The sequence below is a fragment of the Geofilum rhodophaeum genome (assembly GCF_002210225.1).
GTDB classification, from domain to species: Bacteria; Bacteroidota; Bacteroidia; order Bacteroidales; family Marinilabiliaceae; genus Geofilum; species Geofilum rhodophaeum.
The window spans coordinates 242845-269339 of the sequence record NZ_MWUJ01000004.1 but is presented as its reverse complement, the minus strand read 5'-3'; the positions used below and the strand labels follow the sequence as shown (position 1 = coordinate 269339).

At 51.2% G+C, this 26495-nt stretch carries 24 protein-coding genes; 16 read left to right on the top strand and 8 right to left on the bottom strand.

Annotation, left to right across the window (positions count from 1 at the left end; genetic code table 11):
* Positions 1-136: 136 nt before the first annotated feature.
* The 6 genes from B4W65_RS06200 to B4W65_RS06175 all read right to left on the bottom strand — a co-directional run bounded on the left by B4W65_RS06200 (position 137) and on the right by B4W65_RS06175 (position 5153).
* Positions 137-646 carry a hypothetical protein gene (locus B4W65_RS06200; protein ID WP_088654256.1) on the bottom strand — a complete coding sequence of 170 codons (510 nt, stop codon included), beginning with the start codon at positions 644-646 and terminating at the stop codon, positions 137-139.
* Positions 647-833: 187 nt separating this feature from the next.
* A complete protein-coding gene (locus tag B4W65_RS06195) occupies positions 834-1760 on the bottom strand; it encodes a DUF4382 domain-containing protein (RefSeq protein ID WP_088654255.1) in 927 nt (308 codons plus the stop codon).
* 118 nt (positions 1761-1878) lie between these two features.
* Positions 1879-3195, bottom strand: a complete 1317-nt coding sequence (locus B4W65_RS06190) for a sensor histidine kinase (RefSeq protein ID WP_088654254.1) — start codon at positions 3193-3195, stop codon at positions 1879-1881.
* Between the two features lie 16 nt (positions 3196-3211).
* Positions 3212-3889 carry a response regulator transcription factor gene (locus B4W65_RS06185; RefSeq protein ID WP_088654253.1) on the bottom strand — a complete coding sequence of 226 codons (678 nt, stop codon included), beginning with the start codon at positions 3887-3889 and terminating at the stop codon, positions 3212-3214.
* A gap of 1 nt (position 3890) precedes the next feature.
* On the bottom strand, positions 3891-4715 hold the full coding sequence (locus B4W65_RS06180; RefSeq protein WP_088654252.1) for a hypothetical protein: 825 nt from the start codon (positions 4713-4715) through the stop codon (positions 3891-3893).
* A 27-nt stretch (positions 4716-4742) separates the two neighbouring features.
* A complete protein-coding gene (locus tag B4W65_RS06175) occupies positions 4743-5153 on the bottom strand; it encodes a hypothetical protein (protein ID WP_088654251.1) in 411 nt (136 codons plus the stop codon).
* 184 nt (positions 5154-5337) lie between these two features.
* Here B4W65_RS06175 and B4W65_RS06170 point away from each other — a divergent pair, with 184 nt between their 5' ends.
* Both B4W65_RS06170 and B4W65_RS06165 read left to right on the top strand, forming a co-directional pair.
* On the top strand, positions 5338-7410 hold the full coding sequence (locus B4W65_RS06170; RefSeq protein WP_088654250.1) for a hypothetical protein: 2073 nt from the start codon (positions 5338-5340) through the stop codon (positions 7408-7410).
* Positions 7411-7569: 159 nt separating this feature from the next.
* Entirely contained in the window at positions 7570-8943 is a 1374-nt protein-coding gene (locus tag B4W65_RS06165; RefSeq protein WP_088654249.1) for a glycoside hydrolase family 43 protein, read from the top strand.
* A 29-nt stretch (positions 8944-8972) separates the two neighbouring features.
* Here the strand turns inward: B4W65_RS06165 and B4W65_RS06160 are convergent, their stop codons facing one another.
* Complete coding sequence (locus tag B4W65_RS06160) at positions 8973-9479, bottom strand: flavodoxin (RefSeq protein WP_088654248.1); 507 nt, start codon at positions 9477-9479, stop codon at positions 8973-8975.
* Between the two features lie 79 nt (positions 9480-9558).
* Positions 9559-10893, bottom strand: coding sequence for an MATE family efflux transporter (locus tag B4W65_RS06155; protein ID WP_088654247.1), 1335 nt, complete (start codon positions 10891-10893; stop codon positions 9559-9561).
* A 141-nt stretch (positions 10894-11034) separates the two neighbouring features.
* On the opposite strand from B4W65_RS06155, the gene B4W65_RS06150 reads away from it, so the two are divergent.
* The 14 genes from B4W65_RS06150 to B4W65_RS06085 all read left to right on the top strand — a co-directional run bounded on the left by B4W65_RS06150 (position 11035) and on the right by B4W65_RS06085 (position 26459).
* Positions 11035-11445, top strand: coding sequence for a bacteriohemerythrin (locus tag B4W65_RS06150; protein ID WP_088654246.1), 411 nt, complete (start codon positions 11035-11037; stop codon positions 11443-11445).
* 260 nt (positions 11446-11705) lie between these two features.
* Complete coding sequence (locus tag B4W65_RS06145; protein ID WP_158522789.1) at positions 11706-12404, top strand: polysaccharide biosynthesis/export family protein; 699 nt, start codon at positions 11706-11708, stop codon at positions 12402-12404.
* A 19-nt stretch (positions 12405-12423) separates the two neighbouring features.
* Positions 12424-14784: a GumC family protein gene (locus tag B4W65_RS06140; RefSeq protein ID WP_088654244.1), complete on the top strand. Its 2361-nt coding sequence runs from the start codon at positions 12424-12426 to the stop codon at positions 14782-14784.
* A 76-nt stretch (positions 14785-14860) separates the two neighbouring features.
* A complete protein-coding gene (locus B4W65_RS06135; protein WP_088654243.1) occupies positions 14861-16087 on the top strand; it encodes a hypothetical protein in 1227 nt (408 codons plus the stop codon).
* Positions 16084-16716: an acyltransferase gene (locus B4W65_RS06130; protein ID WP_240509495.1), complete on the top strand. Its 633-nt coding sequence runs from the start codon at positions 16084-16086 to the stop codon at positions 16714-16716. Before B4W65_RS06135 ends, B4W65_RS06130 begins: the two co-directional genes overlap by 4 nt.
* On the top strand, positions 16713-17921 hold the full coding sequence (locus tag B4W65_RS06125; RefSeq protein WP_088654242.1) for a glycosyltransferase: 1209 nt from the start codon (positions 16713-16715) through the stop codon (positions 17919-17921). The genes B4W65_RS06130 and B4W65_RS06125 overlap by 4 nt, the downstream gene beginning before the upstream one ends.
* Positions 17918-19054: a polysaccharide (de)acetylase gene (locus tag B4W65_RS06120; RefSeq protein ID WP_088654241.1), complete on the top strand. Its 1137-nt coding sequence runs from the start codon at positions 17918-17920 to the stop codon at positions 19052-19054. Before B4W65_RS06125 ends, B4W65_RS06120 begins: the two co-directional genes overlap by 4 nt.
* Positions 19044-20180 carry a hypothetical protein gene (locus B4W65_RS06115; protein WP_146697723.1) on the top strand — a complete coding sequence of 379 codons (1137 nt, stop codon included), beginning with the start codon at positions 19044-19046 and terminating at the stop codon, positions 20178-20180. The genes B4W65_RS06120 and B4W65_RS06115 overlap by 11 nt, the downstream gene beginning before the upstream one ends.
* A 9-nt stretch (positions 20181-20189) precedes the next feature.
* A complete protein-coding gene (locus B4W65_RS06110; protein WP_088654239.1) occupies positions 20190-21320 on the top strand; it encodes a CapA family protein in 1131 nt (376 codons plus the stop codon).
* On the top strand, positions 21317-22345 hold the full coding sequence (locus tag B4W65_RS06105) for an ATP-grasp domain-containing protein (protein ID WP_088654238.1): 1029 nt from the start codon (positions 21317-21319) through the stop codon (positions 22343-22345). Before B4W65_RS06110 ends, B4W65_RS06105 begins: the two co-directional genes overlap by 4 nt.
* The gene (locus B4W65_RS06100) at positions 22342-23427 is read left to right on the top strand and encodes a glycosyltransferase (protein WP_088654237.1); all 1086 of its coding nucleotides are present in this window, start codon (positions 22342-22344) and stop codon (positions 23425-23427) included. The genes B4W65_RS06105 and B4W65_RS06100 overlap by 4 nt, the downstream gene beginning before the upstream one ends.
* Positions 23424-24686 (top strand): glycosyltransferase, encoded by a 1263-nt coding sequence (locus B4W65_RS06095; RefSeq protein ID WP_088654236.1) that lies wholly within the window; start codon positions 23424-23426, stop codon positions 24684-24686. Before B4W65_RS06100 ends, B4W65_RS06095 begins: the two co-directional genes overlap by 4 nt.
* Complete coding sequence (locus B4W65_RS06090) at positions 24673-25461, top strand: glycosyltransferase family 2 protein (protein ID WP_088654235.1); 789 nt, start codon at positions 24673-24675, stop codon at positions 25459-25461. The genes B4W65_RS06095 and B4W65_RS06090 overlap by 14 nt, the downstream gene beginning before the upstream one ends.
* Positions 25462-25472: 11 nt before the next feature.
* Positions 25473-26459, top strand: a complete 987-nt coding sequence (locus tag B4W65_RS06085; protein ID WP_088654234.1) for a GNAT family N-acetyltransferase — start codon at positions 25473-25475, stop codon at positions 26457-26459.
* The last annotated feature ends 36 nt before the right edge of the window (positions 26460-26495 follow it).

Genomic DNA, 26495 nt, shown 5'->3' with positions numbered 1-26495 from the left:
GTTACAGAAATTAATTTAATCGAACAATTTAGATATTTGTATATGAATTGTGTTTTACAACACACCGGGGAGCTGCAAGTCTGGACTTGCTGCTCCCCGCTGTCTCCTTCTAACGCAAAGCGTTAGGTTATTTTGTTTAACGCCCCTTACGCTGACTTCCAGCCGGCTGTCTTTGACCGTCTCCGGCCGGAGTTTGTGGACGGGCCTGTTGACGCTCCCGAACGCTCTCCCGCATGCCTTCGTTTTGTCTGCGTGCCTCATTTCTGGCCTTAGCGGCAGCTCGCCGTTCTGTAGCGCGGTTGCGGTTTTCTATGGCTCTTTCATTTCGGTTGCGGGCCTCAACTGCTTTTTCACTCCTATTGTCACCTCTCTGTGCTGCGGCAGCTTCACCGTCCATTTTTCGTTCCCGGGCCTGTTCGGCAGTCTGGGTGCCCTCAGCCTGTCCTGCGTTTTCTTGTTGCTGCAGGCGCTGCCGGGCCTGAGTGGCGGTCTCACTCCCATCGGCTTCTCCGGCTTGCAAGGCTTCCTGATTTTGAGTCCGGTTTTCAATGCGGTTGCGGGTCTGCTCCTGAACCGGTTCGCTTTCCTGTGCCATGGCGTTTGCGCTTATCAGTGCAAAGGCTGCCAAAAAGACTAATTTTTTCATGGTGTATGGTTTTTAAGTACAGATCAAAGATGCACCCGCGATTATGAAATTATGATGAAAATGAGGGTTTTATGTGAAAAAAATCCGGGGGAAGAACAAGATGGTCTTGTCTTCCCCCGGAACCCTTCTCTACCCAAAAACTGTTTTTGTGTACGGTAAGGAACTAAGTAATGGGTTTTGCTTCGGTTTATTCTTCTGTAGCGGTGCCCGCTTCAATTTCGACCTCAACTTCTACACCCAAAACAATATCGTAGTTGGTGTTTTGTCTGCTTTCTACACCTACCTGTTCTTCAATACTCAGCACGGAAACGCCGTTCTCGTTGGCGCCTACTACCACCAGGTCGTAACTGCCTGGGGCAAGATAGGCCAGATGGTAGTAGCCTTCTTCATCTACCACATCGCTGCTGATGGCATTGGGGAAGCGGGCTTGCTCCTCGGCCGGATCAGCCGCTTCTTCCTCGGTGAACGTACCTGCTTCATAGGCATACACCACAGTGGTGGCGTCCGTATCGTACCCACTTACAGTACCGCTTATGCTTCCGGCCTGATTGTTGGCTACCAGACGAATGGTGGGTTTTAAGATGAGTTTTCCGCTGTTGCCGGCTACTACAACTGATTTTCGTACATCAAAATCGGCCGTCAAGTCTACCGTGCCGTTTACCGGAATGTGAAAGGCGCCAACGGCTTTGTAACCCGATTGGGCACCGGAGGGGACAAACAAAGGCTGGGTGCTGCCGTCGGCCCACTCGAGGTAGCAGCCCGGGTTCGCCACAACACCTTGGTCCTGGTTGGGCTGGTCCAGATGGAAACGAATTTGGCTGTAGGTGCCTGTCGGCAGTTCGTAGCTGCCCAATAATTCGGCCGTGCCACGAGTCAGTTCGAGCAGATTAAAACTCAGCGGGGTGGCAAAAGTATCCAAATCTACCCAGCCCTCAGCGGCGCTGTGGTATTCGATGCGGTTAATGGCTATGTAAACACCCGTTACGCCTGCCGAATCGATGGGTGCATCGGTTATCGACAAATTAAGGGTTCCACTGCCGGTTTCTGATTTTTCGCAGGCTCCATAGAGCAATATGCTGCCCGCGGTAGCCAATAAGAAAAGAATTTTTTTCATGGTCGCTTTGTTTTAAGTTCTCAACAAAGATGGCTTCCCAATTATGAATAAAGGATGAAGAATGGGCTTGAGTCCCCAAAAAAACACCAGAAAATTGTCAAGATTTCTTCTGAGAAGCTCAAAGGGCGGGAAGGGCAAAAATGAAACGGGAGCCTTCACCTACGGCAGATTCCACCTTTAAATCGATCTGGTGAAAGTCGGCAATGGCTTTGGTAATGGCCAGTCCCAGTCCACTGCCACTGTGGTCGGCAGGGTTTTGCTTTTTAAAGCGGGTGAATAAGTGGGGCAGCAGGTCGGCCGGTATACCCGGACCGTTGTCGCCGATGCAGATGGCTTGGCTGGTTGTGCTGTGAAGGCCTTCAATAATGACCCGGCCGTATTCCGGGGTGTTTTTTATGGCGTTGTTTACGACGTTATAAAACATGGAAAAGAGCAGGGGAGAATTGCCTTCTTTCAACTCCAGGTTTTCCAGATTCAGGACTTGTACATCGATGTGCTTGTCTTTGGCCAGATGATCCAGCTCCTCCACCACCTGGTGGAGGAGGGTGCCGAGCTCTATGCGCTCGTTTTTCAAGTACTGGCTGCTTTCAATCCGGGCGATTTTCAGCAGGGTGTTGACCAGGGTTTTCAAGCGATAAAGGGTTTGCAGGGCGTCTTCGATTTTGGCTATTTGCTTGTTTGGTAGCCTGGGATCCTGCAATACATTTTCCAGTTTTATGCGCAGGGTGCTGACGGGCGTCAACAATTCGTGAGAAATGTTTTGGGTGATTTGCTTTTCGTTGCGAATCTGGGTGTTGATTTTTTCCATCAGCGCATGGAGTGTCTTATCCAGTACTTGAAAGTCGCTGGTGGTAGTGGATAGTGGACGGGCGTCAAATTTTTCGGGGTCGTTGGTTTGACTGATTTTTTTGGTCAGGATTTTAAACGGACGTAAAATGGCTCCGGTATAAAGCAGTTCGAAGAGGGAGGAAATGACCAGAAAGGCAAGCAGGAAAAACCAGGTGATGCGTCGCACGTTGGCTTCTGTATTGGCTATGCTGGTAAGACTCTTTCCGATCTCCAGCAAGTAACTTTGTCCATCTACCAAAAAGCCGTAATTGAGCACGCGGTAATCGATGGTTTCGTCGCCCAATTGGCGGGGACTTACCTCAATGTAGTTCCAGTACTCTTCCAGCGGGGTTTGCTCCAAAACGATGTATTCTTCTTTAAGAATGTTGTAGCTGGCAAAAAGGTTTTCGGAGTCGGCGGTAATAAAGGGCTCCACGCCATATTGGGCAATCAGGTCGATCACAGCCTCCCGCTTTGCGATCAATTCATTGTCGGTCTGGTACAGGTTAATGCGTTGCGACAGCCAGGGGGTGACCGCCACAAAAATGCTGATGAACAGTATTTTGAACAGGAGGTTGGCCAGGGTGAGTTTGGTGCGGAGTTTCATGGGCAGGCGGTGGATTTTATTCGAGGTCGGCCTTGTAGCCCACACCCCTAACGGTGGTGAGCCAGTCGACCTGGTCGTATTCTTTTAATTTTTTGCGCAGGTTTTTGATGTGTACATCTATAAAGTTACTGTCGTACTGGTCGTCGAGCATATTTCCCCAAATGTGCTCATAAAGCTGAATGCGCGAAAGGGCTTTGTTTTTGTTGAGCACCAGGTATTCGAGCAGGTCAAATTGTTTTTTGGTGAGTGTTACCGGCTGGTCCTTATGCAACAGTGTGCGGGCATTCAAATCGAGGGTGAAGCTCCCTGCCTGAAGCAGGGAGGATGCTGTGCCAAATTTGCGGCGTGCCACGGCCTTCATACGCGACAGCAACTCCATTAAGGCAAAGGGCTTAGGCAAATAGTCGTCGGCCCCCAGATCCAGACCTTTCACCTTATCTTCTACCGCCCCCCGGGCGGTGGTAATCAGAAGCGCGGCATCGGCATTCCCCACTCTTATTTCGGCAATCAGGTCGAGGCCTTCGTAATCGGGCAATCCCAGGTCGAGCAGCACAAAATCGTAACGATTTACGGCAATCTGCTCCGACGCGGATGCACCCGTAAGGGCCACTTCACAAAGGAAACCTTCCTTACTCAGGTAGGCGGCCATTTCTTCGGCCAGTTGCTGTTCGTCCTCTACAATTAGTACGTTCATGCTACAGTATTTTGAAGTAGAGATTGATAAAGAGCAGCAGTCCCTCACGTGCCGGGAAGTCCGGGTCTTTGTACACTGGTAAGTTGTACAGTGGTTCAACTTCGAGGGTAAATTGGCTGTAATTGAAGGAAACGGGCAGAGAAAACTCCGCATCGAGCAGGCCAAAAGAAGTACCGTAGGTGTAGTAGTCAACAGGTCCTGCTTCGGTTTCTTCGGTGTAGGTGTCGGTAATGGTGTATTGCTTTCCCCACAATAAATTGGCGGTGGGATTGAAGTCGATGTAAGCCTTATCTTTCCAGAAGTCGCGGGTGCTGAAGTAGCGACTGTTTTTTAGTTGAAAATAGCGGGTGTTGCTGTCGTCCAAAATGGTGCTGAAAACGGCCCGGGTATAGAGTATTCGCCAATCGAAGCCCCCCGAAACACTCAAATAGGCAAAGTTGCTGAAATACTGATCCTTTAATTCCTTAGCCGTAAAATATGCCGCCAGGGATGCACTCACATCCCACCATGAGTTGAAGGTTTTTCGGTAACCCAGGGAAAAGTCGTAGAAGGCTATGGTGGGTTTTGTATCGGCCAGGTGATAGGCCATAAAGGCTGCCGTCCATGTTCGATTGTAACTGTACAGCAGATCGGCCGAATAGTAGGGTTGGGTGCCCGAGAGGGAATAGCCCGAGTAGGTCATGTCGCTCCCAAAACCCAGTCCCCCATACAAGGCATGTCTGGCGGTCTGACGGGTAGAGTCGCTCTCCTGAGCCTGCGTCCGGGTCAGAGACATCAGCAAGAGAACAAGCAGCACGAAACGCTCCGGGCGTATAATATAGGTCATTACCAAATGTGGTTTAGAGGTGAGCCTTTATCTTCTTCCCGGGTTTTCGGGTCTGCCTGGACGTTCCGGGCGATCGGGGCGTCTGGCGCCTTCCGGGCGACCAGCTCCGGCGGGACGACCGGCCCCAGCCGGGCGTTCAATGTTCGGTCGGGCACCCCGGTTGCTGCGTTCCATGTTGGGACGGGCAGATTTTAAACCCTTTTCTTTTGCGGCTGCACCGTTTTGTCGGACCGATGCATCGGCCTTCTCCCTTTGCACAGATTGGGAGTCTTGTGCTTTTTCTTTTGCCGCATCTGAAGGGCCCTCGCCGGGAGCATCCGGCTCCCTTTGTCCGGTGGTCTCCTCTTTAACTGGTTTTTCCGGCTCTTGAATGGCCGCTGCTGCCTGGGCGAGGCCAAAAATAAGGAGGAGACTGGTGAGCAGTAGTTTAAGTTTCATGTTGTCTGCGTTTTGGGGGTTGCAAGAACAAAGGTAGGGGCAATTTATGAATTTTTGATGAAAGGCAGAGGATCCTAAAGATGTCCGTAATTAAAGGAGATTTGTCTGAAAGTGAAAATTGGGATCGCTTGAAAGCGATAGTTTTGAGTGATTGAAAATAAGTCTTAATGAAAGTGATAAAGCTATGTTGAAAAAATCTTTGGTTTTGGGGTGGGCTGTCGCCCTTTCTTTTTTGTTTCTGAGTTGTAAAACCGGCAAGCCTCAGGAGGGCCCGGTGCCCGTTGCGGAGCGTTTTGTTCATTATGGTGCCGGAAATCCTTACTTGCCCCTTTGGGAGCACTTGCCCGATGGAGAGCCCCGGGTTTTTGAAGACCCCGATAATCCCGGCAAATTCAGGGCCTACATTATAGGTTCCCACGATCTGCGGTTTACCAGCTATTGTGGACCCGACATCAGAATTTGGTCGGCCCCGGTGGAAGACCTTTCGCAATGGAGAGATGAGGGTCCTGTTTTCACCTATGAGATCGAAGGTGAATGGGACGTTATGTATGCGCCTGATCTGGTAGAAGTGAATAGAAAAGACGGCAGTAGGGAGTATTATTTGTATCCGCACAGTCGCGGCCCAAATCGAGAAGCGATGGTTGCCAAAGGGAGTCGCCCCGATGGCCCTTTTACACCCGTTAACCTGACTGCCGACGGCAAAAGCACGCTACCCGGAAGTATTCTGGGTTTCGATCCTGCCGTTTATATTGAATACATCGACGATCCCAATGACCCCGATTTCGAGATTGGTTTTAGGGCTTATGGTTATTGGGGTTTTCAAAGGTCACTGGCGGCTGAGTTGGATCAGACCACCATGTACACCCTGCGTCCAGGAACCGAGGTGATTGATTATTTCCTGCCCGCCAGTTCGAGATATGGCGTTGTGAGAGACCCGGAGGGGACGGAGTATCCGGCCATTTACCCCGGTGAGGACCTGGGGGGCTTTAATTTCTTTGAAGCTTCTTCCATTCGTAAAATTGGGAATAAGTACGTAACTGTTTTCAGTGGTTATTCCGGTCCTGAGTATGGCGTAAGCAGCACCAACTCCACTTTGCGTTACGCCGTGGGTGATTCTCCGTTGGGGCCTTGGCGCGCGGGTGGTGTTCTCGTTGATTCACGAGGCATCGTTTTAAATGAAGACGGCTCAGGAATGCAGGTTACCAATGGCGGACATAATACGCACGGCAGTCTGGAAGAGATCAATGGCCAATGGTATGTTTTTTATCACCGACCGCCACGCGGCTTTGGTTTTGCCCGTCAACCGGTGGTGGCTCCTGTTATGGTCAAGTGGGATGAAGCACCTGTTTCTAAAGGCGGAACGGTTACCATCAGAGCTTACGATCCTTATGCCGAGGATAATGTCTGGGAAGTTGTCGATAACCAAGGTCGGGCTTATACCGGTGCTGAGGTGACTTCTGAAGGCTTTCATATTTATGGATTGGATCCCTATCAATATTATTCAGCCGGTTATGCCGCCTATCTTTCCGATATCAGCATTCAGCAGGATGCCTGGGACATCTGGGACAACCACATGCCTGTTGAAAAGGTGAGAAATGGGCACATTATAGGTTACAAGTATTTTGGTTTTGGGGGACTAAAAGAAGACACTAAAGGCATTAAAGCCTTCGCGGCCAGCCAACCTGGAAATCAAACTGCTTTCAATTTGTTTTTGAAGCCCCTAGCTTTAGAATCCTTTAAAGTGAGTGTATGGCTCGATGGTCCCTGGGACAATGCCACCTGGAAAGGGACAAAGATTGGTGAGATTGTGGTACCTGCCAATTCCAAGCAGGAAGTTACACGGTTTACCGTTGATGTGGCCAACTTTGTTGACCACCTGGATAAGAAGCACGCTGTTTTTCTGGTTGCTGAGGGGGGCTCTGAAGCAGCGCTTTTTGATCTTATTGGGCTTGGTTTCAGCGCTAAGGATAAAGCTATTGAGCGGCCGATGGTTCCTCAGGTTAGTGTTTTGGTTGATGGCGAGGAGATCAGTTTGCCTCAAACTCCTGTCAGGTCTACCGACACCAATGGAATAGTTGGGTATGATCTGTATCGGGCCAAGGTGGATGGTGCAGCAGGTGTAGTTACTGCTTCCAGCGATCACCCGGATGTGCAGGTTGCTGTTGTTCAGGCTAAGAAGTCAACCGGAACTGCCGAAGTTGCTTTTGACTTTAATGGGGTTGTGAAAACCTACCAGCTTGTGTTTGAAACAGAATAGAAGGAGACAAACCCCTTAATATGCTGATTCGTTTTGGCGTATGCAGTTGAGCACTGGAGCTTGAATTAGAGAAGAATCGATGAGGGGTGGAGTCGCAATGCATCTCTGGGTGGTCTGTATCACCCGGGATGCATTTTATAGATATTAAAAAATTGAACTATGCCTTTCAAAAAGATGATTTTATTGTTGGCGGTTTCTGCTGTGTTGGGTTTGCAGGCGCAGAATCCCATTGTACAGACCTACTATACGGCCGATCCGGCGCCGATGGTTCATGAGGGTCGGGTGTATGTGTACACCACCCACGACGAGGACGAGACCATTGATAATTTTTTTACCATGCACAATTGGCGTGCTTATTCTTCGGCCGATATGGTCAACTGGACCGACCATGGTGTAGTAGCCTCGTTGAAGAATTTCGCCTGGAGCGATAAGGACAATGGCGCCTGGGCGCCACAAGCCATCGAGCGCAACGGAAAGTTTTATCTCTATTGCCCCATCCACGGTGATGGTGTGGCGGTGTTGGTTGCCGATTCGCCGACCGGTCCCTTTCACGATCCCCTTGGGAAGCGTCTGATAGAAGACACCCCGGATATTTGGCACGACATTGATCCAACGGTTTTTATCGACGACGATGGACAGGCTTATCTGTTCTGGGGAAATCCCAAAGTTTTCTATGTGAAATTGAATGAGGACATGACTTCTTACGACCGCAGTGTAGGGGAAAAAGGCATTATGGCGCTCGACATGAGCGTGGAAGCTTTTGGTAGTCAGAAGGACGAGAACGGCGTTCTTCGTAGCAACTACACCGAGGGTCCCTGGGTGTACAAGCGCAAGGATCTTTACTACCTGGTTTATGCCGCTGCAGGCATTCCCGAGTACATTGCTTACTCCACTGCGCCCTCCATCGAGGGGCCATGGACCTACCAGGGCTATATCATGGAAAGGGCTCCTCACCTGGCTTTTACCAACCATCCAGGCATCATTGACTTTAAGGGCAACTCTTACTTCTTTTACCATACGCATGAGCTGTCCAATGGCGAAGGATTTAAACGCTCGGTAAGTGTAGAGCCTTTTACTTATAACGAAGATGGATCCATTCCCTTGTTGAAGCCTACCAAAGCGGGTGTTACAGAAAGCTTATCTCCTCTGAATCCTTTTCAACGTGTTGAGGCCGAAACCATGGCCTGGTCCGAAAGACTAAAGACCACCAAGAGCAGCAAAACTGGCGTTTATGTCAGCAGCATTAACAACGGCGACTACCTTATGGTAAGGGATGTAGACTTTGGGGACGGTGCAAAGCGCTTTTTGGCAGGTGTTGCCTCAGGAGCAGTAGGTGGAAGTATAGAACTCCGTCTGGGTGCCCTCGACGGAAAATTGCTGGGCGTATGCACCGTAAGCAATACCGGTGGATGGAACACCTGGGAAGTTCAAGCCGCCAAGATTTCAAAAGCCAAAGAAGTACATGATCTTTACTTTGTGTTTAAAGGCGGCGAAGGCGACCTGTTCAATTTTGACTGGTGGACCTTAGAATAAGCAAAGGGGGCTCAGGCCCCCTTTGTTGTTTAAAATTCCTTGTGCAGCTGAAGAGCCCATTGCTTCAAGCGTTCCTTTGTCAGGTGCCCTTCGTTCTCTTCGTCGATGGGCAGACCAACAAAGCTCCCGTTGCGCAGGGCTTTTGACTCATCAAAATCGTAGCCTTTAATGGCCACTTTTCCCACCACCTCAGCTCCGCAGGCGCTGACCAGGTCGTAGAGGATGCCGATGCTGTCTACAAAATTTTCCGGGTAAGCCGAAGCGTCGCCCAGGCCCAGGAGCGCCACTTTTTTCCCTTTTAAGTTTAAGCCTTCCAGAACCGCTTTCCGATCCATCCAGTCGTCCTGCAAATCCCCAAAGTTCCAGGTGGAGGAGGCCAGAATGAGGTAGTCGAAATCTTCCAGCAGTCGGACATTCTTTACTCTTGCAATATCGGCCAAATGCACATCGTAGTCGCCCAGCTCCTTCACCAGCAGTTTGGCCACGTATTCGGTGTTGCCCGTAGATGTACCGTAAAATATACCCAGTTTTTTCATGTTTATTTATTTAGAATAATTCTAAACAAAGAAAATGGATTTTTTTCAGCTGTGCAATAACCACTTTTGGGGGTTGTGTTCAGGAACCCGCCAGCTTCTTCCGAATTCTAAAATAGAACAGCAGCGCACAAACACCCAGTCCCACCGGAAAACCCAGCCAAATGCCGGCGGGACCCAGGTCCAGATGAAAGGCGCTGAGGTAACTCAAAGGAATGGCTACCCCAAAATAGGAGAAGATGGTGAGAAGGCCCGGTATACGTGCATCGGCCAGGCCCCGGAGTATTCCGGAAAAAATGATCTGCAGGGCATCGAACAATTGATAGATGATCAGGATAAGGATGAGGTCCGTTGCCAAGCGTGCCACTTCTGCTTCGGGTGTAAATAGAAAGGGGAGTTGAACCCTGAAAATAAGGAAGAAGAGGCTGATGAGCAGGACCATCAGCAAAACAATGTGGATCGATGCCCTGGCAGCAGCTTGTAGCAAAAGCGGCTGCTGGTGCGCCGAGAGCTGGCTGATGCGTATGGTGCTGCTGACACCGATGCCCTGATAGAGCATGAAGCCCAGCGTACTCAGACTCATCACAATTTGATGGGCAGCCAGGGCGGTTTCGCCCAACCAGCCCATCATAATTCCTGAAACAATGAAGGCCGAGGACTCAGAGAAGAGGTGCAGTCCCATAGGAAGCCCCAGGCGATACAAACGCTGCACTTCTTTTCGGGAAAAGTACAGTCCCGCCCGGATGCCCTGTCGCAGTGCACGATGTCGTACCACCAGAAGCAGCATGACTGTCGCCATTGCCAGGCGCGCCAGCAGAGTGGAAATGCCCGCTCCGTTGAGGCCCAGTTCAGGAAAGCCCGCCTTGCCGTATATCAAGAGATAATTGCCCAGGATGTTAAGCAGATTGCCCAGCAAGGTAATGATCATGGCGATGCGGGTGTTCGACAGCCCTTCGAGCAACTGTTTTCCACTGAAGAACACCATGAGGGGCAACAGCGAGGAGGCCAGGATAAGAAAGTAGCTTTGCGCCGGCGCCACCAGGTGGAGGGGCTGCTGCATCAGCGGCATAGCCAGATACAAACCTGCAGCCACCAGCAGCAATACAAACGCCATAAGCAGGTTCGCAAGCAGTCCGTTTTTCCACAAAGTCTGTATGCTTGCATAATCTTTACGCGCCCAGGCACGCCCGGTAAAAGGGGTGAGCGACATGGCGAAGCCCATCCCAAAAATCAGGGGAAGCGAAAACAAAGTGTTGGCGAAAGCTGCGGTAGCCAGTTCGGTGGCGCCCAAACGACCAATCATAATGCTGTCGGCCAGTCCCACCGTTATCTGACCCAGTTGTGAAATAACCACCGGCACACCCAGTCGTAAAGTCTCCCGGTAATGTCCCCTGTGCAGTCTCCAATATCTTTCCATTCTCCTCCTTGCGCTACAAAATGCTGCAAATGTACCGCTTAAAGGATATGCAACTTGTTAAATATTGTGAAAGATCAGAAAAAGCGGAACCTTAAGACGTGGTTTCGAGTAAACAAAAGCATTGCTAAAACACAGCCGATAATGAATTGGACCGTAACATATTTGGTAGGCGTACCCCAGCTTGACAAGGATCACGAGGTGATTTTTGAGGAGTTGGAGAAGTTGTACTATCTGCTCAAAGAAGGCGGTTTGCACGAGGACATGCTGGAACAGGCGCTCTTGATTCGTAAGGAAGCCAGGCTTCATTTTGCCGGTGAGGAAGCTTTGATGGAGTGGCTCGGTTATCACGAAATAGATTTGCACATAGCCGAGCATAAAATTTTAATGGAGCACATTAACGGTTTTATTGACGAAATAAGAGAAGGGCTCATTCCTTCCGAAAAAGAGCTGCAGTCCTTTGTGGAGGATTGGCTGTACCGTCACATTAGGGATGAGGACATGCAGTATGCACACATGGTGGAGCAATTACAGCGTAAATCATTAGTGGGTTAAATTGGGAATATAGAGAAAGAGGTGACGGTGGCTGAGCTTATGCTCGTCACCGTCTTTTTTTGTTTCAACAGCATTTTGGTCTGATTTATCAAATGCAGCCGTTTTTATTTAAACTATTCGTAGCCATTGCCTTAAATTTAGTTGGAATTTGAAAGGCAATGCATATGTTTTCTTATCCTAAAATCCGACCGGATTTATTTTGCTTTGTTTTGTGGGTGATTGGTTCCTCGTTTTTTTCCTCCTGTTTAACCCAACGGCAGGTGGAGTATTTGCAGGATAAAAGTTCCACGGTCATTTATTTTGAACAACCGGGCATTGAAGTCTACCGCTTGCAGCCCAACGACGATGTACTCATTCAGATCAGCAGTCTCGATGATCTTTCATCCAATGTTTTTGCCGGCACCAATGCCCAGCAGTCGCCCCAGGTCGGCGCCATGCAGGCCTATGGCGCTTCATTGGTCGCCTATACGGTAGATAAGCACGGTTTTTTGCATCTCCCGGTGGTTGGTCGCTTGAATGTGCTCGATCTCAGTTTGAACGAGGTAGGCGCAGCAGTTGAGGAAGCCCTGCAGAATGTGCTGAATCAGCCGGTAGTCACCGTAAAGCTGGTGAATCGTTATGTTTCGGTGCTGGGCGAAGTGCAGACTCCGGGACATTTTCCCTATGCCCAGGAAAAGCTGACCATTTACGATGCGCTGGGACTGGCAGGAGACATTACCCACTACGGCGATCGCCGGGAAGTGATCTTGACACGCAATGAGGGTGGGAAGAACAGTCGTATTTGCATCGATTTGACTCAGTCTGAGATGCTGTCGTCGGAGTATTACTATCTGCGACCCAACGACATGGTCTACGTTAAGCCCATGCGTCGTCGTTTCTGGGGACTCAGAGAGTTTCCTTATGCTGTTATTTTATCCACCATTACAACGGGCTTGCTGATTTACAACGTCAGCCGCTGAGACCATTAATCGATTTGCCATGGCAACAGGTTCATCTCCAAAACGGTACCAGGACGACAGTGACTTGCGTCGGCTTTGGGAGCTGGTGGTCGGTCACTATCGGGTCTATGTGGTGGCTTTATTGCTGGCACTGGCCTACGCCTGGGTTCAGAATAGGGTGGCCGTGCCTATGTACCGTGTTTCGGCTTCTATGCTTATTAAGGAGCGGCCTGTTCAGGGGCAAAATATGAACGATTTTCTCAACAGCAACCTGCTGGGTGTCGACCAGAATTTTCAGAATGAACTATGGGTCCTGAAATCTTCCCCGGTGATCGCGCAAGCTGTGGAAAACCTTGGCTTGTCGGTGAGCTGGTGCCGGGAAAGCGGTTACCGTCAGATCGACGCCTATAAAAACACCCCCTTCCGGGTTCTGCGTGCCCGTGGCCATGTTCAGCCCATAAATGAATGGTTTTACATCAGCTGGATCGATTCTTCCCGTTTTCTCATCCAGTCCCGTTCCAAACGGGCCACCTTCAGAGAGCCCGACGTTTTGCAGCCTACTTTCCAGAAGGAAAAATGGAGCTTTGAGCAGGAGGCTCGTTTTGGGGAGCTGATTGAGAATGAGGAGATGGCTTTTGTGGTGGAATTGGATTCGGCTTTTAGGCAGCTGTATCGTCCTGATCTTACCTTTGGTTTTCTTTTTTCAGAGGTGACGGCCCTGACCAACAGCTATAAGCAGCAAATTGAATTCAATATTGTTCAACGCGATGCCACCATTGTAGAGTTGGTGTTGCGCTCAACTTCCGTGGCCAAAGCAGAGGATTTACTCAATGAAATCATGGCGGTTTACGCCCAGCAGAACCTGGAGCGGAAAAACTACATTGCCGACATTACCATTGCCTACATTGATGCACAGCTGGCCGAAATTTCCGACTCGCTCAGCGAAACAGAGCACAGTCTGCAAAGTTTTAGGTCCTCCTCCCAGTTGCTCAATATTCCCGCACAAACCAATGAACTGTCGGGCCAATACCGCGACCTGCAAAACCAGAAGGCAGAATTGTTGACCAGTAAGCGCTATTATGACTATTTGTCGGATTATATGTCGGCCGCCAACGACGATTATTCTGAGTTGATTCTGCCCTCGTCGATGGGGATTAGCGATCAGTTGCTTAATAATTTGATGTCGGAGCTTATTGCTGCACATGCACAACGCTCCGCCCTGATTCAAAACAGACAGGAGAAAAATCCAATGGTTCAGCGTCTGGGGCAGCAAATAGAGAGTCTGCGTCGTACCATCTACGAGAATGTATCGGCAGTGAACCGAACCACCGACATCGCCCTTGATGAGATGGATAAGCGGATTCGTCGCATCGAAGGGGAGATGGCCCGTTTGCCGCGCAACGAATTGCGTTTGGGGGGCATTGAGCGGCAGTACCGCCTGAACGATGCCATTTACAATTATTTACTCGAAAAGCGTGCTGAAGCACGCATTTCCCAGGCCTCTAACCTGCCCGACAATCAGGTGATAGAACCCGCAAAAATGATGGGGACAGGTCCCTTTTCTCCCAATCGCCGTAAAAACTATCTTTTTGCCGTGGTGCTGGGCCTGGGTTTCCCTTTTGCCTTTTTGCTTTTGCGCAGCATTCTTAACAATAAATTGGTCCCGCAGGACGCCATAGGTGAATTGACCGATGCTCCGGTCTTGGGCAAAATTATGCGCAACCGCAAGGGCATAAGTAATGTGATGCAGGATTTGCCACGGTCCGGGATTGCCGAAGCCTACCGGGCTTTGCGCACCAATATTGAGTTCAGTTATAAACACATTAACCGCAAGGTGATTTTGGTGACCTCTGCTTTTGAGGGGGAGGGCAAGTCGTTTAATGCCCTTAATCTGGCCATGTGTTATGCCCAGTTGAATAAGAAAACCCTTTTGTTGAACCTCGACTTGCGAAAACATTCTGCCTACTTTTCAAAGCAGGAAAAAGATTTGCCAGGAGTAAGTTCCTGGCTGTCGGGACTGTCGACCTTTGAGGAGGTGTGTCGGAAAACCGGGCATGAACGTCTCGATTTTGTGCCTGCCGGAGTATTGCCGCCCAATCCGGTAGAGTTGTTGGCTCAGATCAATTACAATGAGCTGTTTGGGCACCTGCGTAAGCAGTACGATTGCGTGGTGGTAGATGCGACCCCTTTGGCACAGGTAAGTGATGCCTATTTGTATATTTCTCAGGTCGATGTGGTCATGGTGGTTGTCCGATACCATCATACTCCCAAAAGGGTTTTTGTCGGGATAATGGAAGAACTGCGCCTCAAAGAGGTGCCCAATGTTGGTGTTTTACTTAACGACGCAAGCAGCGACCAGAGCCCCTATGGCTATGGTAACCGCAAGAGGATTTGGCGTTAAGCAGATGGTTTTTTATAGGGTGGTGCGTGGCCGGTATGTGACTGACCGGGCGGAGCTTTGCCCAAGCAATAGGAAAATGAGAGCATCGTCGTACAATCTTTATCTATGGATTTTCTTGTCGCTGAACTTTCTGCAATGGATTGCCATTGTAGAACCTGAGTATGGCCTGCCTCAGGCGTTTAAGTATATATTTTCGGTTTTTGCCTTGGGGAGTATGCTATGGTATCGCTTTCGTTTCCCGGTTAAAAGCGCCGAGACCATCACCTTTGAGCCCCTGATTTTGTTTTTTGTTGCCTGGTCGCTGTTCCTTTTAGGGCAGGCTGCACTGGGGTTCGACGGTCTGTTCAGCATTCAGCGTGTCTTGGGTCAGCGCTATTTTTTTCTGCCTTATTTGTTGCCACTTATTGTTTTGTACACCCGCTACGAAGCTTCTTTTTTTGCTCGTTTGCTTAAAGTGGGTGTGCCTTTGTTGGCTTTGTCTGTTCTGGTGCAGTTTTATGTTCTGGCTTTTAATTTGGGCGGTGGAATGTATGAAGCCTTGCACCGAATATTGTTATTCGATACCGGAAGTGCCTTGTTTTTGCTCACCGCACATCTTTCGCAAAACAAGTGGGCCACCTGGCTCACCCTGGCTTATTTTATTTTGGCCATAGTTTTGTACGCGCAATTTGGACGCAGAGGTTTGTTTCTCGAATCCCTTCTTCTGCTTTTAGCCATGTTGGTGCTTCGTTTACGCAGTCCCCTCAGTGGCGTGCGCGACCGTATGGTGCTTTATTTTGGAATAGTTGTGTTGGGTCTGCTGGTCATGGTATCTTTTGAGCCAGTGTTGAGTCGTGCCTTTATTTTTCAGCGGGGCTTTGATCAGGGCGCCATCGATGCCTCGCGCGGGCAAGTGTTTGCAGACTTTTTCCTGGATTTTGGGAAGCCCGGCGACTGGCTCTTTGGTCGGGGACTAGACGGTCATATCCTTCGGACCATTGCGGAGGATGAAAGCGAGCAGTTGATAGAAAACGGTTTTTTGACTGTTTTACTTAAGGGTGGCCTCCTTTATCTGATTCCCATGCTTTTGCTTATGTTGCGGTCCGCCTGGCTGGGATTGGTACGCAGCCGCAACGATCTGGCTCGTGCTCTGGCTTTGTTGGTGTTGGTGCAGATTGTGGGTATGGTTTTATTTGGACTGCCCGATTATGCCACCCAGTATTTGTGGGTTTGGATTGCGATGGCCGGCTGCCACTCTCTTGCCTTGCGCCGATTGAGCAATCAAGAATTGTACCTCATTTATCAGCAACAAGAACGTTTATGACTTCTGGTTTTTGGAGAACGGCTGGAAATACCCTGGCCAATTTGAGCGACAAACTGCTGCGCAACCTGCAAAGGCACCTTTGTGGAGGTCTTATGCGCATGAATATGTGTCTTAGAGGGATTCGTTACGGCAAAGGACTCCGGTTTTACGGACTGGCTCGTTTTAAACGAGCCAATAAGGCACGGATGCAGATAGGCCGCGCCTGTGTTTTTCATTCCTCCCCCGCTTCCAACCTTATCGGCGTCAACCGTCCCTGCATCCTCACGGCACTTCAGCCTGGGAGCCGTCTGGTCATTGGCGACCATTGCGGTTTCAGCGGAACCGTAATAGGCTGTTTCCAGGAAATTCATATTGGTCATTTTGTGCGCTGTGGGGCAAATACTCTTATTACCGACAGCGACTGGCACCTCGACGATCCACGTTCGGGCAGTCCCGCTCCAGTGATTATCGAAGATAATGTGTGGTTGGGAGTGAACGTTACCGTGCTAAAAGGTGTGCGGATAGGCGCCAATTCGGTGATAGGCGCCAACAGTCTGGTCGTTAAAGATGTGCCGACCAACGTAGTGGCGGCGGGCAATCCTTGTAAAGTGCTGCGACAGCTGCCTGTTTTTTCTTCTTCTCCCTCATGAAAGTGCTCTTTTTTTACAACGGTTCTTATCCCCGGGGGATGGCCATGACCCGGCGACTGCAGCTCTATGCCAAAGCGCTGCAAGAATCGGGCAGTCAGGTAGAAGTTGTGGTGCCTGGTCGCCGAGGCAGCAATAACCAGCAGTACGAAGGTGTGCCTTATCGGGTGTTGGCCTCACCTGTGGTGGGCCGCTCGTATTGGATGCGTCAGGTGCTTGGTGCTTTTTGGGCTGTGATGTATGCCCGCACCTGCAGGCGCTGGAGTCGTCAGGGAAAGCTGATTTTTCTATGTGGCTTTGGGTGGTGGAGCAGTCTCTGTATGCTGACAAGCTTACGTTTTTCAGGAGGAAAAAGCATTCTGGAGGTCAACGAGAATCCCTATGCGCCCGAGGGAGGGCGTCTGGATCCACTCTGGTTACGAATAATTCGGCGCTGGCTGGTTTTGCACCTGGTCTTTCCCCTGGCCAATGGTTTTGTGGTTATTTCCGAAAAGCTGGAGACCCTTGTTCGTCGCTATAAAAGAAGTGCCGCACAAATCTTGCGCGTGCCGGTTTTGGCCAATTGCGACGAGACTTTTGAGCAGGGCGCTGATTGTCCTCCCGACACGGTGTTGACCAACGGCAACCCCTATATGTTGCATGCCGGTGCTTTAAGTGAGACCAAAGACGGGGTGATGGCTGTTTTTGAAGCTTTTACGCAGGTAAATACAGTTGTTCGGTTCGACTTTTATCTCACCAGTTCTGCTATGGCGCCCGCACTGTCGAGGCGGGTTGAAGCCCTAATCGAAAGGAGCGGACTGAGGCAAAGGGTACATTTTACCGGATTGCTGTCGCCCCAGGCCTTGGCTCTTTTACGCAAGGGCAGCGCCCTGGCCGTAGTCAACAAGCCCATGAACCGCCAGAATGCTTACAATTTTCCCACTAAGCTGGCGGAGTACTTAAGCGACGGCATTCCGCTGGTTGTTTCCTCTGGTGGCGAAATGGCCCGCTACCTTGAGCATGGAAAACAGGCACTGGTTGCCCGGCCTAATGATGCTGCCGATTTGGCAGCCTGTATGTTGCGTATTTTAAAGGAGCCTGAGCTGGCTGCTTCCTTATCGCTCGGAGGCAAAGCCTTGGCAAAGGAAAGCTTGCATTATCAGCAGCACAGTCCGGCCCTTTTTGCTTTTTTTCGGCGTGTAGCCCACCCTAAAGTTTTTGTGCTGTGAAAGTTTCCCCCATTGTTACAAAAGTGCTGCGTCATGCAAGCAATATCCCGGGCTGGCGCAGCTCCCGTAAAATTATGGTTCTGGAGAGCGACGACTGGGGCAGTATCCGTATGCCCTCATTGAAGGCTTATGAAGCCGCACAACGGGGGGGATTGAATTTGGGTCTGGCGGGGCAGCCTTCCTACAATCGTTACGATACCCTTGCGGGGGTGGCAGACCTGGATGCACTGTTTTCGGTATTGCAGGCGCATTCCGATTGCAAAGGGCAATGTTGCATCATGACGCCGCTCTGTTTGGTGGCCAATCCCGATTTTGAGCGCATTGCCCGGGAGCAGTTTCAGCAGTATTATTTTGAGCCGGTAACCACTACTTTGGCGCGCTATTATCCCGGTGAAAAGGTGTTTGCCAAATGGCAAAGTGGAATTGCCGGAGGGTGGTTTGTTCCTCAGTTTCACGGTCGGGAGCACTTGAATGTGCCCCAATGGATGCGCGCCCTTCAACAAGAAGACCAGGATGCGCACCAAGCTTTTAATGGGGGCTTTTGGGGCTATGTTCGTAAGCAGGGCGCTGCATCGGCGTCCTTTCAGGCTGCCTTTGATTTGCAGGATCCTGCGGATTTGTCCCTCCAGTCCCAGGCCATTCGGGAAGGCCTCGAACTCTTTGCGCATTTGATGGGCTATAAAGCCAATTTTTTTGTCCCCCCGAACGGTCCCTTTAACCGGACCCTGGAAGCTGTTGCAGCAGAGTGCGGTATTCGCTATATGTCGACGGCAAAAATCCAACACGAACCCCTGGGGAAGGGGCGCAATCGCCGTGTGTTGCACTGGTTGGGCCAGCGCAATAAGCTGGGCCAGCGTTATTTGGTGCGCAACTGTTTTTTTGAGCCCTGGCAGGGGGGCGACTGGGTCAACAGCTGTCTGCAGCAAATGGCTGTAGCCTTTGCGTGGCACAAACCGGCCGTCATCAGCTCCCACCGGGTATCTTATGTAGGGGCACTGGATGTCGCCAATCGAGAGCGGGGACTAACAGCATTGGATGCTTTGTTGAGGGCCGCGTTGAAACGTTGGCCCGATTTGGAATTTATGAGCTCCCCCGAATTGGGGGCATTAATAGAATCTTCCCATGATGAATAATTGGAAAGAGGGCTTGCGCAGGCATTGGGTCAATGTGCGCGGTCAAAAATTGAGTCGTCGTTTTTTGGTGCTGGAAAGCGACGACTGGGGCAGTGTTCGCATGCCCGACCGGACCAGTTACAAGGCCCTGCTTAAGGGTGGTTTGCGTGTAGATGCCTGTCCCTACCTGCGCTACGACACGCTGGCTACGGAAGAGGACCTGGAGGCTTTGTTTGAGGTGCTCGCTTCCTTTCGCGACCACAGGCACCAACATCCTGTGCTCACGGCCAATTGTGTGCTTGCCAATCCCGACTTTGAGGCCATTCGGGCAAACGGTTTTCAGCATTATCACTTCGAAAGTATGACAAAAACCCTGGCCGCCTACCCCGGCAGGGAAGGCGCCTTCGCCCTTTGGAACCAAGGCCGGCGAGAAGGCTTGTTTCAGCCTCAGTTTCACGGACGTGAGCATTTGAATGTAGCCCGATGGATGCGGGCCTTACAAGGTGGGCTGCCGGTGGTCAGACAAGCCTTTGATTTGCGGCTTTTTGGCATCAGTCGCACCGTTTGCAAGGAGCTGCCAAACAGCTTGCTGGAGGCTTGGGCCGTGGACCGGCCCGAAGATGAGGCAGGGGTGAACCAAAGTATTACAGAAGGCCTGCAAATGTTTCATCAAGTATTTGGGGAGCCGGCCCAGAGCATGATCGCCCCGAACTATTGCTGGTCGCCCCGCCACGAAGAATTGGCCGCAGCCGCCGGAGTCCGCTTTATACAGGGCCAGCGCCGGCAGTTGCCGGCCATTGCAGGGGAGCCGGCGCTGACCCATCATCAGGGGCAGCGCAATGCACTGGGGCAAGTTTACCTGGTTCGCAACGCCTATTTTGAACCCAGTCTTTATCCCCACAGCGATGCCGTAGCCACCTGTTTGGCCCGCATATCTGCTGCTTTTGCCTGGAACCGGCCCGCAGTGGTTGGGGTGCATCGCCTGAATTTTATTGGCGCATTGGATGAGGAAAACCGCCGTCGCAATTTGCGTCAGCTGCGCGCCTTGTTGCATGCTGTTTTAAAACGTTGGCCCGATGTGGAATTTGTCACCAGCGATGAATTGGGGCGCTGCATGACCCACCACGCCGCCTTTCTTACTGCCTGAATATTGTATATGTCGCACGACCTGCTTATAGCCGGGGATTTTTGTCCCCAAAACCGCTTGGCTCCTGTTCTGAAATCGCAGTCGGGCGCCGAAATATTTGGTGCTGCGCTGCCGCTCATTCAAGCAGCCCGTTTGTCCATTGTCAACCTCGAATGCCCCCTTACTTCGGCCTCAGTCGGGCTCGCGAAAATTGGTCCCATCTTGCAGGCCGATCCCGCTGCTGCCCAAGTTTTGGTGGAGGCTGGTTTTGGCCTGGCTACCCTGGCCAACAACCACATCATGGACTATGGTCGGGCCGGCCTTGAATCCACCCTTGTGCATTGCAGGGAGGCGGGCTTGACTACCGTAGGGGCTGGTTTCAATCTGGAGGAAGCAGAAAGCACCAACTTTTTTCAATTGGCCGGTAAGGAAGTTGCCCTTGTTAACCTTACCGAAAACGAATTTTCTACCGTTCAGAATAATGGTGTCGGAGCCCATCCCCTGAATCCCATTCGTAATTTCGCAGCCATTAAAGCTGCTGCTGCAAGGGCTCGTTACGTGGTGGTTGTTTTTCACGGCGGACACGAGATGTATGCCTTACCCAGTCCCCGCATACAACAACTGTTTCGTTTTTTTGCCGATGCCGGCGCCTGTGCCGTTGTCGGTCACCATCCGCATGTGTCCAGCGGTTATGAGTACTATCACGGGGTACCATTGGTTTACAGCCTGGGAAACTTCTTATTTGATGATCCGCGGGTGCAAAGGGCCGATTGGCATTTGGGTTTTATGGTGGGACTGGATTTGGGTGAGCGAGTGGAAATCAAATGCTACCCTTATGCACAGTGCCGGCAGAAGCCGGGACTGCAACTTCTCGAGAAAGAGGAACTGGCGGCTTTTGAGGAGAATTTGGCACGATTGAATCAAATAATAGCTGATTCGAACTTGCTGGAGGCAGCTTTCGATGAATTTTGCGCTCAGGTGGCCCGGCGTTATCGGGCCTTCCTTGAACCCCTTTCCGGCACCTGGTTGGGAATTTTACAAAGGCAAAAACTATTTCCCTCCCTTTTGTCGCCCCGTAAAAAGCGATTGTACCACAATTTATTGCGTTGCGAGTCACACCACGAGGTTTTGCTTCGACTTTTTCAAAATTCTCAATTATGATAGCCATTCACAATACAAAGGGCGATTTTGGCAGCCGGTGGGCGGCCTATTGCCGCGACAACAAACTGCCCTTTGTTGAAGTAGATTGTTACAGCAGCGATATTGTGGAGCAATTGCGCTCTTGTCGGGTCCTGCTGTGGCAGGTACATCAGAATAAGGTGGCCGACCGACTGATGGCCAAGCAGTTGTTGTTTGCTCTGGAAGGTTTGCCCATTCGTGTATTCCCCAACCCTCAAACAGTATGGCATTTCGACGATAAGGTGGCTCAGAAGTATCTTTTTGAGGCTGTTGGTGCACCGCTGGTCCCCAGTACTGTTTTTTATCGCAAGCAGGAGGCTCTCCGTTGGCTCAGGGCCTGCAGTTACCCGAAGGTGTTCAAATTGCGGGGAGGAGCCGGCTCGCTCAATGTGCGACTGGTAAAAAATGAACGGCAGGGCCGTCGTCTGGTGAAAAGGGCCTTTGGTCGTGGCTTTTCGCCCTATAATGGATGGCGCAGTTTGGTGGAGCGCTGGCGGCATTTTCGTCAGGGGAAGGATCGTTTTTCTCAGGTGCTCGCCGGGGTCTTGCGTTTGTTTTTCCCGCCGGCCTATGCCCGTATGAGCGGACGGGAGCGGGGCTACGTTTATTTTCAGGATTTTATTCCCAATAATCACTACGATGTGCGGGTAAATTGTGTTAATGACCGCCTTTTTGCTGCACGTCGTGGTGTTCGTCCCGGAGATTTTCGGGCTTCGGGCAGCGGACTGGTTGGACTTGAGGAGCACCTGATACCGAAAGATGCATTACAAATGGCCTTGGATTTTACCCGCCGATTAGGGCTGCAGTCAGCGGCCTATGACTTTGTTTTTGAGCAGGATCGGCCGCTTATTGTAGAAGTCAGTTGTGTTTTTGGTTACGCCGACGGACAGTTCGAGTGGGGTTATTGGGACACTGAGTTGGTTTTCCATAAGGGGCCCTTTAATCCCTTTGGCTGGATGATAGAAAGTCTCTTAAAAGAAGCACCCAAAACAGAAGTGTCTTTATGAAACGACCCGTATTGTGTTTGCTGCTTCCCACTTTTCAGGCCGGTGGGATGGAAAGGGTAATGGCCGAGTTGGCCGGCTATTTCTGCGCCCGACATCGGGATGAGGTGCATCTCATTTTATACGGCAGGAACATTCGGTTTTATTATCCCTTACCTGAGCGATTGGTGGTGCATCAACCCCATGCTGTGTTTAATGATCGCCTGCGACTTGTGGCTATGTTTAAACGACTTATGTTTTTGCGCGGCACCGTAAAAATGCTACAGCCCCAAAAAATTCTGAGTTTCGGGGAGTATTGGAACAGTTTTGTGCTTTTGGCTCTGTTGGGCCTTCCTTATCCGGTGTATGTGTCGGACCGTTGCCAGCCCGGGAAAAAAATGTCGCTGATGCATTTTGTATTGCGGCGATGTTTATATCCGGGGGCTAAGGGAATGATTGCGCAAACAGGCCAGGCACGGGATATTTATTTTCGTGAATTGAGGCACCGCAACATCAGGGTCATTGCCAATCCGGTTCGTATTCCGGAATCGACCAACGGTGTGCCCAAAGAGCAGTTGGTGCTTTCGGTGGGCCGCTTGATCCCGGGTAAGAACCACGATCGCCTCATTGCGCTTTTTGCGGCGCTGAATCAGCCGGGCTGGCGCCTGATAATTGTGGGCGGAGATGCTCAGAAAATGCAGTTGCGCAACAGCTTGCAAAAGCAAATTGAGGAGCTCGATGCAACGGACAGTATTCAATTGGCGGGTGATCAGACCGATGTGGCCTCCTACTATCGCAGGGCCAAGGTCTTTGCCTTTACTTCCGAATCGGAGGGTTTCCCCAACGTATTGGCCGAGGCGCTTTCTTTTGGTCTTCCTGCTGTTGCTTTCGACTGCGTGGCCGGTCCCGCCGACTTGCTCATCGATGGCCACAATGGTTTCCTGGTCCCTTTGAACAACTATCCTTTGTTTTCTCAGCGCCTGAAACAGTTGATGGATGATGAAGATCTGCGCCAGAGAATGGGACAAAATGCACGTGCCGGAATTGCCCGTTACAGTCTCGAGCACATTGGGAAGGCGTATTACGATTTTATGTCCGGTAAATGAGGGTTGTTCAAATCAATACGACGGTAAATACCGGCAGCACAGGACGCATTGCTGAGGATCTGGGCAAAGTGCTGCTGGCGGGCGGACACGAAAGCATTGTGGCCTATGGCGGGCGAATGCAACCCAGTGCGTCGCAATTGCTGCGCATAGGAAACGGGGTGGATAGGCGTTGGCATGTTTTGCAAACCCGCTTGTTGGATGCGCATGGATTTGCCTCAAAGCGGGCTACCCGATCTTTTTTGCAGCAGCTGGATCGCTTGCAGCCCGACTTGGTGCACTTGCACAATTTGCACGGCTATTACCTTCAGGTAGAAATGCTGAGCGATTGGCTGAAAGATAAGGGCTTGCCGGTGGTGTGGACTTTCCACGATTGCTGGCCCTTCACCGGGCATTGCAGCTATTTCGATCGCTATGCCTGTCTCCGCTGGCAGAGCCACTGTCACCATTGTCCCAATACCCACGGCTACCCCAAGAGTTGGGGACTCGATCGGTCTTTCAGTAATTTTGAGCGAAAACGCAGTGCTTTTCAGGGGATCGACCGCATGGTATTGGTGGCCCCATCGCAATGGCTGGGGCGTCATTTGCAAACATCCTTTTTACAGGATTATCCCGTTGAGGTAATTCCCAATGGGATAGACTTAGGCGCTTTTTGTCCGACCGATGCAAAGGCTACGGCGCAGAAGTATGGCTTGGAGAATAAGAAGATTGTTCTGGGGGTGGCGGGGCAGTGGGATCGTCGCAAGGGCTTGGGTGATTTTTTGGCCTTGCGAACCCTTTTGCCTGAGGAGGTGGAAATTGTTTTGGTGGGCCTGCAAGCCCACCAGCTTAAAAGTCTTCCCAGGGGAGTGCGGGGACTCGAGCGGACCGAAAATTTAGGTGAATTGGCGGCTTTGTACAGTCTGGCCTCGGTTTTTGTCAACCCTACCTACATCGATAATTTTCCCACCACCAACCTTGAGGCTCTGGCCTGCGGTACACCCGTGCTCACTTACCGCAGCGGAGGGAGTCCCGAAGCCTTGAATCCTGCATGGAACGGAGTAGTGGCGCGCGGCGATGTGGCCGGTCTGGCCGCCCGTATCGTGGAGGTGTTGACTGCCTCGGCCACTTTGCGGAGCGAATATCGGCTGTGGGCACAAAGATATTTTGATAAGGAGGACAGTATGGCGGCCTATGTAGATTTGTACCAAAGGCTGCGTATGAGCACATCAGGGAGCCCCTTTCTTCCAAACACTAAAGCCTTGGTTAATGGAGAACATTAAAGTCAGCATTGTTACCATTTGCTTCAACAATGCCTTGGTCATTGAGGCCACCCTGCTTTCGGTATTGCAACAGAGCTATGCCAATATCGAATACCTGGTGGTGGATGGGGGATCGACCGATGGGACCCTGGAGCTGGTAGAGCGTTATCGGGGCCAAATTGCGCGGATCCTATACGGTCCCGACAAGGGTTTGTACGATGCCATAAATAAGGGTTTGCGTGCCGCTACCGGGGAGGTGGTGGGACTCATTCACGGGGGCGACCGCTTGTACGATAAGGATACCATTGCTCGTATTGTTGCGCTGTTTGCCCGCAAACAGCCCGATGTAATTTACGGACACAGCGTGATGGTGGATGAACAAGGCCGGGCGGTGCGCATCAACCGCAGTCCCGCCTTCCGCCGATGGCGCATCCCCCTGGGCTGGATGCCCTCCCATCAGAGCATTTATTTGCGACGCGAACTGCTCGATCGCCTGGGGCTTTATCGTCTTGAGCTGCATCCGGGGGCCGATTATGAGTTTTTTCTGCGCTATTTCTATTTTCATCGTCTGCGCATCGAACGGCTCAATGCCTATGTGGTTCGTTTTGCCATTGGTGGTCGCAGTACGCGTGATTACCGCAATAATATTCGGGCGCAAAAGCAGCACAAGGACTGTTGGCGGACAAACGGGGAGGCTCCCCCGTTTTACCTGGTGCCTTTAAAACTTTTACGCAAGCCGTTGCAGTTTGTACGAGCTGCGGTATGGCGACTCCGAGGAGCTTTACCGCTTAATTGAATTCAGGGCTTATGGATTTGGTGATGAGAAAGGCCGAAAAGGCCGACCAGACTGCGGTGTTGGCCTTGCTTAATGAGGTTTTTTCGGAGGGACAGCGCACCGCCTCAAAGCGCGATGCTGCGTATTGGGACTGGAAGTTTTGTGACAGTCCCTTTGGCCCTTCGCTGCTCCTGGTTGCCGAGAGTCAGGGGCAACTGGTTGCCGTCAACAATTGGTGGAGTTGGTCTTTTAGTCTCCGGGGTAAGGTGCTTAGGGCCTACCAGCCCTGCGATACTGCTGTGGCGAAAGATTTTCGTGGAAAGGGACTGTTCAAAACCCTGCGATTGGAGGGTTTGCGAATGGCCCGGGAAGAAGGCATCGGTCTGATCTATAATTTCCCCAATCAAAACAGTCTCCCCGGTTACCTTTCCCTGGGTTGGCACCGGCAAGCCAGTCTGCCCTGGATGGTTAGGGTGTTGCGTCCCTGGGCCGCCTTGCGCTCTTTTAAGGCAGGGGGAAAAACCCGCTCGCTTCCCTTAGAGGATGCCTATCTTTTGCAAGTCGATATTTTGGAAGAGGCCGGACAGCAAATCAGTCCCTACGACGCTGTGCTCCGGACCCACTTGGTAAATGGATTTTTTGAATGGCGCTATTTGCAACATCCTTTTAGGCATTACGGCATGGTGGCGGTGAGTCAGGGCCGAAAATCGTGTGCCGCTGTGTTTACGGTGAATGAGCAGGGCCCACACCGGGAGTTGGTGGTGGTTGATTTATTGGGGGCGCCTTCTCTTTTCCCAAAAGTGATGCAAGAGGTGGTTGGTGCAGGCCGCCATTTGGGGGCCAATTATGTGGCGCTTATGCAGAACAGCTTTTACGGGACTGCGGGTTTGTGGCGCCAGGGTTTTGTGCCTTACGCCTATAAAAATATGGTGGTGCTGCCTTTAGATTGGGGTTTGGAGACTCAGGTGAGGACCTACGACAGGTGGAGTTTGGTGGCGGGCTTACACGATTCGGTTTAAGCCTTTATTCGTACACAGTCAAAAAATGGATGGGCA

Coding starts and splice junctions, on each gene's coding strand:
- B4W65_RS06200 (WP_088654256.1), bottom strand. CDS start 646: ATGAAAAAATTAGTCTTTTTGGCAGCCTTTGCACTGATAAGCGCAAAC.
- B4W65_RS06195 (WP_088654255.1), bottom strand. CDS start 1,760: ATGAAAAAAATTCTTTTCTTATTGGCTACCGCGGGCAGCATATTGCTC.
- B4W65_RS06190 (WP_088654254.1), bottom strand. CDS start 3,195: ATGAAACTCCGCACCAAACTCACCCTGGCCAACCTCCTGTTCAAAATA.
- B4W65_RS06185 (WP_088654253.1), bottom strand. CDS start 3,889: ATGAACGTACTAATTGTAGAGGACGAACAGCAACTGGCCGAAGAAATG.
- B4W65_RS06180 (WP_088654252.1), bottom strand. CDS start 4,715: ATGACCTATATTATACGCCCGGAGCGTTTCGTGCTGCTTGTTCTCTTG.
- B4W65_RS06175 (WP_088654251.1), bottom strand. CDS start 5,153: ATGAAACTTAAACTACTGCTCACCAGTCTCCTCCTTATTTTTGGCCTC.
- B4W65_RS06170 (WP_088654250.1), top strand. CDS start 5,338: ATGTTGAAAAAATCTTTGGTTTTGGGGTGGGCTGTCGCCCTTTCTTTT.
- B4W65_RS06165 (WP_088654249.1), top strand. CDS start 7,570: ATGCCTTTCAAAAAGATGATTTTATTGTTGGCGGTTTCTGCTGTGTTG.
- B4W65_RS06160 (WP_088654248.1), bottom strand. CDS start 9,479: ATGAAAAAACTGGGTATATTTTACGGTACATCTACGGGCAACACCGAA.
- B4W65_RS06155 (WP_088654247.1), bottom strand. CDS start 10,893: ATGGAAAGATATTGGAGACTGCACAGGGGACATTACCGGGAGACTTTA.
- B4W65_RS06150 (WP_088654246.1), top strand. CDS start 11,035: ATGAATTGGACCGTAACATATTTGGTAGGCGTACCCCAGCTTGACAAG.
- B4W65_RS06140 (WP_088654244.1), top strand. CDS start 12,424: ATGGCAACAGGTTCATCTCCAAAACGGTACCAGGACGACAGTGACTTG.
- B4W65_RS06135 (WP_088654243.1), top strand. CDS start 14,861: ATGAGAGCATCGTCGTACAATCTTTATCTATGGATTTTCTTGTCGCTG.
- B4W65_RS06130 (WP_240509495.1), top strand. CDS start 16,084: ATGACTTCTGGTTTTTGGAGAACGGCTGGAAATACCCTGGCCAATTTG.
- B4W65_RS06125 (WP_088654242.1), top strand. CDS start 16,713: ATGAAAGTGCTCTTTTTTTACAACGGTTCTTATCCCCGGGGGATGGCC.
- B4W65_RS06115 (WP_146697723.1), top strand. CDS start 19,044: ATGATGAATAATTGGAAAGAGGGCTTGCGCAGGCATTGGGTCAATGTG.
- B4W65_RS06110 (WP_088654239.1), top strand. CDS start 20,190: ATGTCGCACGACCTGCTTATAGCCGGGGATTTTTGTCCCCAAAACCGC.
- B4W65_RS06105 (WP_088654238.1), top strand. CDS start 21,317: ATGATAGCCATTCACAATACAAAGGGCGATTTTGGCAGCCGGTGGGCG.
- B4W65_RS06100 (WP_088654237.1), top strand. CDS start 22,342: ATGAAACGACCCGTATTGTGTTTGCTGCTTCCCACTTTTCAGGCCGGT.
- B4W65_RS06095 (WP_088654236.1), top strand. CDS start 23,424: ATGAGGGTTGTTCAAATCAATACGACGGTAAATACCGGCAGCACAGGA.
- B4W65_RS06090 (WP_088654235.1), top strand. CDS start 24,673: ATGGAGAACATTAAAGTCAGCATTGTTACCATTTGCTTCAACAATGCC.
- B4W65_RS06085 (WP_088654234.1), top strand. CDS start 25,473: ATGGATTTGGTGATGAGAAAGGCCGAAAAGGCCGACCAGACTGCGGTG.